The sequence below is a fragment of the uncultured Aurantimicrobium sp. genome, assembly GCF_936931525.1.
Lineage (GTDB): Bacteria > Actinomycetota > Actinomycetes > Actinomycetales > Microbacteriaceae > Aurantimicrobium.
The window spans coordinates 1-4,645 of record NZ_CAKZII010000123.1; the positions used below are offsets into that span (position 1 = coordinate 1).

General features: G+C 56.7%; 4 protein-coding genes and 1 pseudogene. 2 read left to right on the forward strand and 3 right to left on the reverse strand.

What is annotated here, in order from left to right; all coding sequences use genetic code 11:
• Positions 1-461, reverse strand: a 461-nt coding sequence (locus tag Q0362_RS05485; RefSeq protein ID WP_298120913.1) for an ATP-binding protein, incomplete at its 3' end; no start/stop codon positions are given.
• 22 nt (positions 462-483) lie between these two features.
• Complete coding sequence (argG, locus tag Q0362_RS05490; RefSeq protein ID WP_298120915.1) at positions 484-1,836, reverse strand: argininosuccinate synthase; 1,353 nt, start codon at positions 1,834-1,836, stop codon at positions 484-486.
• A gap of 82 nt (positions 1,837-1,918) precedes the next feature.
• Here argG and Q0362_RS05495 point away from each other — a divergent pair, with 82 nt between their 5' ends.
• Positions 1,919-2,959 carry a Gfo/Idh/MocA family protein gene (locus tag Q0362_RS05495; RefSeq protein WP_298120917.1) on the forward strand — a complete coding sequence of 347 codons (1,041 nt, stop codon included), beginning with the start codon at positions 1,919-1,921 and terminating at the stop codon, positions 2,957-2,959.
• 6 nt (positions 2,960-2,965) lie between these two features.
• On the opposite strand, the gene Q0362_RS05500 is transcribed toward Q0362_RS05495, so the two are convergent.
• On the reverse strand, positions 2,966-4,189 hold the full coding sequence (locus Q0362_RS05500; RefSeq protein ID WP_298120919.1) for an ROK family transcriptional regulator: 1,224 nt from the start codon (positions 4,187-4,189) through the stop codon (positions 2,966-2,968).
• A 163-nt stretch (positions 4,190-4,352) separates the two neighbouring features.
• Between Q0362_RS05500 and Q0362_RS05505 the strand changes: the two are divergent.
• Positions 4,353-4,645 (forward strand): annotated as a pseudogene (locus Q0362_RS05505) (xylose isomerase); the annotation flags it as partial.

Below are 4,645 nucleotides of genomic sequence, written 5' to 3' on the forward strand. Positions count from 1 at the left end.
TCGAGATAAGTGGCTCGGATAGCGTCGTGGATCTCTTGCTGGACCTGCTCATCCTCATGACGGTTCCAGTCCACTTTCACCGGCAGACATTCGAGGAGGAAAACTCGTCGATACGTGGCCTGCTGAGATGCAGAAAAAAGTTCAGGGTTTGGAGTCAGACCCAGATAGCGCTCATAGCCAAGGCCGTCAGGAAGACCACGATCGAGAAAGACCGTCTCTGACCTATCCAAAGATTTCTCGTCAGCGAGCTGGCGCTTCAAGATCTCGCGTTGGAACCAATCACCCTCACCACGGACCTCGAGAAGGGTCTTTCCCTTCGCAAGTTCTTCCGCGATGATCGCGGAAGCTTGCTCGGTGGTGACTGTAAATCCGCGCTCTGTGAGCAGTTTGATGGTCGTGGTTTTACCCGAACTGGGTCCACCACTGATGACAAACCACGGAGGTGAATCAGTGGAACTCATCAGGTCAACAGAAGTAAGGAACTTACTTCTTGCCCTTTTCCAATGCAGCAGCCTTGAGATCACCCATCAGAACAGCAGCGCCGCCTTCGACGATGCCCTGAGCAGCGTATTGCTCGAGACGCTCACGTGAGTCAGCGATGTCGAGGTTGCGCATGGTCAGCTGACCAATGCGGTCTTCAGGACCGAAGGCGGCATCTTCGACGCGCTCCATCGAGAGCTTGTCGGGGTGGTAGCTCAAGGCGGGACCTGCAGTGTTGAGAATTGTGTAGTCGTCACCGCGGCGCAGGCGCAGGGTCACTTCACCGGTGACGGCAGAGCCAACCCAGCGAACAATGGATTCACGCAGCATGAGTGCCTGTGGGTCGAACCAGCGACCTTCATACATCAAGCGACCCAAGCGACGACCCTCGGCGGCGTAGTTGGCCAGAGTGTCCTCGTTGTGGATGGCGTTGAGCAAACGTTCGTAAACAATGTGAAGCAAAGCCATTCCAGGAGCTTCATAAATACCGCGGCTCTTGGCCTCGATGATGCGGTTCTCAACCTGGTCAGAAATTCCCAGACCGTGGCGTCCACCAATAGCGTTGGCTTCCATCACGAGAGCAACGGGGTCGTCGTAACGCTTGCCGTTGATCGAGACGGGACGACCTGCTTCGAACGCAATGGTGACTTCTTCAGTCTTAACCTCGACGTCATCACGCCAGGCAGCAACACCCATGATGGGCTCAACCAGGTCAAGACCCTGGTCGAGGTGCTCGAGGAGCTTGGCCTCGTGTGATGCACCCCAAATGTTGGCGTCGGTGGAGTAGGCCTTCTCTTTAGATGCGCGGTAAGGAAGGTCACGTGCAAGCAGCCATTCGCTCATCTCGTGGCGGCCACCGAGCTCGTTGACGAAGTCAGCGTCCAGCCACGGCTTGTAAATACGCAGGGCGGGGTTAGCCATCAGGCCATAGCGATAGAAACGCTCAATGTCGTTGCCCTTATAAGTAGACCCGTCACCCCAGATGTCCACGCCGTCTTCGTGCATGGCACGAACCAGCATGGTGCCGGTGACGGCACGGCCCAAAGGAGTGGTGTTGAAGTAAGTCTTGCCGGCGGTGCGAATGTGGAACGCACCACACTGCAAAGCAACGAGACCCTCTTCTACGAGAGGTCCGCGGCAGTCGATCAGACGGGCAATCTCAGCACCGTATTCGAGTGCGCGACCGGGAACGCTGTCGATGTCTGGCTCATCTGCCTGGCCCAGGTTGGCGGTGTAGGTGCAAGGGATTGCGCCCTTTTCGCGCATCCACGCAACAGCAACAGAGGTGTCGAGACCTCCAGAGAAGGCGATACCGACGCGCTCACCAACGGGCAAAGAAGAAAGAACCTTAGACATGCCTCAATTCTAGTTGTGCCTACACAACCCCACGTTGTTCGCCTAGCATGGGCAACACCCTCCCTCGATTCAAGGACGAACGATGCTGCCTACTTCTCTTCCTGCTCCCCGCCTGATTGACCCTGCCTCGGTTACCCCGCTGCGCTGGGGACTCATCGGCCCCGGCGGTATTGCGGAAGCCTTTGTTGATTCAGTGCAGAAGCACACTACCCAGCGCTTTGTTGCAGTGGCATCGCAGACTCCCGGCAAGGCCGAGGCCTTCGCCACTCCTCGCGGCATCCCTCACGCACTGACCTCATATGACGCACTGGTCAACCACCCCGAGGTGGACGTTGTCTATGTGGCCACTACCCACCAGTTCCACAAAGCGCATGCCCTGCTCGCGATTGCCGCTGGTAAGCACGTGCTGGTGGAGAAGCCTCTGGCCACAAACCCCACTGATGCCCAGGAGATCGCAGATGCTGCGAAGGCAGCAGGCGTTCTTGCCATGGAAGCCATGTGGACGCGTTACATCCCCCAGTCCGATGTGATGCGTCAGATCTTTGCCGACGGCATCTTGGGGGACATCTCGTTCGTGCTCTCTGACTTTGGCCAAGACCTGCGCCACGTTCCTCGCCTGATGGATCAGGTTGCCGGTGGTGGACTTCTCGACCTCGGTATTTATAACTTTGCCTTCAGTTCTTTCGTCCTCGGCAATGCTTCGAGCATCCAGACATCTGGTTCGCTCACGTCAACCGGTGTTGATGAAACAACCACCTCGGTGTTGAGCTACGCCTCAGGTGCTCAGGCAGTTGCCACCGTGACGATGGCTGCCTTCACCCCCACGGCAGCATCTGTGACCGGCTCTGCCGGACGCCTGAACATCCACGAACCGTTCTTCACCCCCAGCGGTCTGACCTTGTTCACCTCTGAGTTCAACCCCGCCCCGGTTGCCACCTGGCGCGACGAAACCGGCGTTCCTGCTCACGAAGGTTTGAGCTATCAAGCAACGGCGTTCGCGTCATTCCTCGATCAGGGGTTGACTGATTCACCACTTCGACCTTTGGCCGAAGCCATCAGCGACAACGCCTTGATCTATCAAGCACGCCACCAGATTGGTGCGTTTCTGACCGGAGAGAAGTAGGGCTTCTTACTTTCCTCGTGCAGGGAAGAGCTGCGTAATTGCAGGCTCTGCCAGCAAGGGCGCAATGGGTAATCCTGCTGCACCAATCATCAACAGGTTGGGGCCCAGCTCTGCAGTCTTCACCAGTAAACGGTCCTGCGGTGCAGTGAGCGTGCTCCAACGGAAACGGCTCAGCAGGCGATCGCGGTCATAGGAGTGAAGCACGGCGAGATATCCCGCGATGAGCACAATCTCAGGGTTGAAGATGTTGACGTAGTTACCCACCGCAATCGCGAGTGCATCAATTTGTGATTCCAAGAGCTTTTGAACTTTAGAGCTCACGGGCTTGGACAGGACTTCTTCCAGCTGCGCATCATCAGCGCTCTCGATCTTGAGTGCCGCCAAGAGATCATCACGCTGAACGAGTGACTCGAGGGTTCCTTGGAGCCCTGAGTAATCCTCACGAGGTGAATCAGAAATGCGGACGTGGCCAAGCTCACCGGCATAGCCGGCAGCGCCACGAAGCAAAATACCGCCGTGGATCACACCGCCACCAATACCACCAGCACCACCGAAGAGATACACAATTTCACTGAAGCCACGACCAGCACCGAGGTCGCGCTCTGCGATGGAGCCCAGGCTGGCGTCATTGTCAATGAAGACAGGAAGGCCCGTTTGCTGGTGAAGCATGCGAGCGAAGGGAACCTCAACCCAGTTGAGGTGAGGAGCGAGACGGACCACACCATCTTCCACACGGATCTGTCCAGGGATGGCCACACCGATTCCAGCAATGCGGAAAGTGGCGGGCATCTTGGCGCGCAGCTCAGCAATAAGCCGTGTTGTGGTCTCTACCGATTCGGTGGGGCTGGGCACCGTCGAGTGGGTGTGGCGAACCTTGTCAATGACTTTGCCGGAGAGTGTGACGACACCCACAGTTGTGGCATCGGTTTCTGGGTTGACCGCGAAGACGACGACTTCATCCGAGAAAGAAACCATCAGCGAAGGTCGTCCAACGCCTTGGGTGGAGTTCGCTTCGGACTCGATGATGAGGCCCAGTTCTTGAAGTTCTGTCACGAGGTCCGAAATGGTGGAGCGGTTCAAACCGGTGCGTTGAGTCAACGCAGAACGTGACATCGTGCCGAATTGGCGCAGCAGACGAAGAATTGCCGACAAATTATGTTGGCGTACTTGTTCGCGGTTACTACCAACGGTTGACGCACCACTGTGCGGTTTTGATGCGGATGGAGTCATCTGCCTTTTCTCTCCGTGTGAACTATCTCCAACATATTCTGCCCTCTAAACAACAAATTCGTAACACCCTGTGTTTTCGAGTTGACAAAGTAAATAGGTCGGGGTCTATATTGTTCCCTAAGGCAACAAATACACAACCCCACATTCTTAAGGACTACCGACAATGTCGTCATTGACTCCCACCCGCGAAGACAAATTCTCATTCGGCCTCTGGACCATCGGCTGGGCAGCCCAGGATCAGTTCGGTGGACCCACTCGCCACAACCTCGATGTTGTCGAAGCTGTGGAGAAGCTCGCTGAGCTCGGCGCTTACGGCCTCACCTTCCACGACGATGACCTCTTCCCCTTCGGCAGCACTGACGCAGAGCGCCAGAAGCAGATCGACCGCCTCAAGCAGGCACTCGCCGACACCGGCATCATCATCCCGATGATTACCACCAACTTGTTCAGCCACCC

Coding starts and splice junctions, on each gene's coding strand:
- argG (WP_298120915.1), bottom strand. CDS start 1,836: ATGTCTAAGGTTCTTTCTTCTTTGCCCGTTGGTGAGCGCGTCGGTATC.
- Q0362_RS05495 (WP_298120917.1), top strand. CDS start 1,919: ATGCTGCCTACTTCTCTTCCTGCTCCCCGCCTGATTGACCCTGCCTCG.
- Q0362_RS05500 (WP_298120919.1), bottom strand. CDS start 4,189: ATGACTCCATCCGCATCAAAACCGCACAGTGGTGCGTCAACCGTTGGT.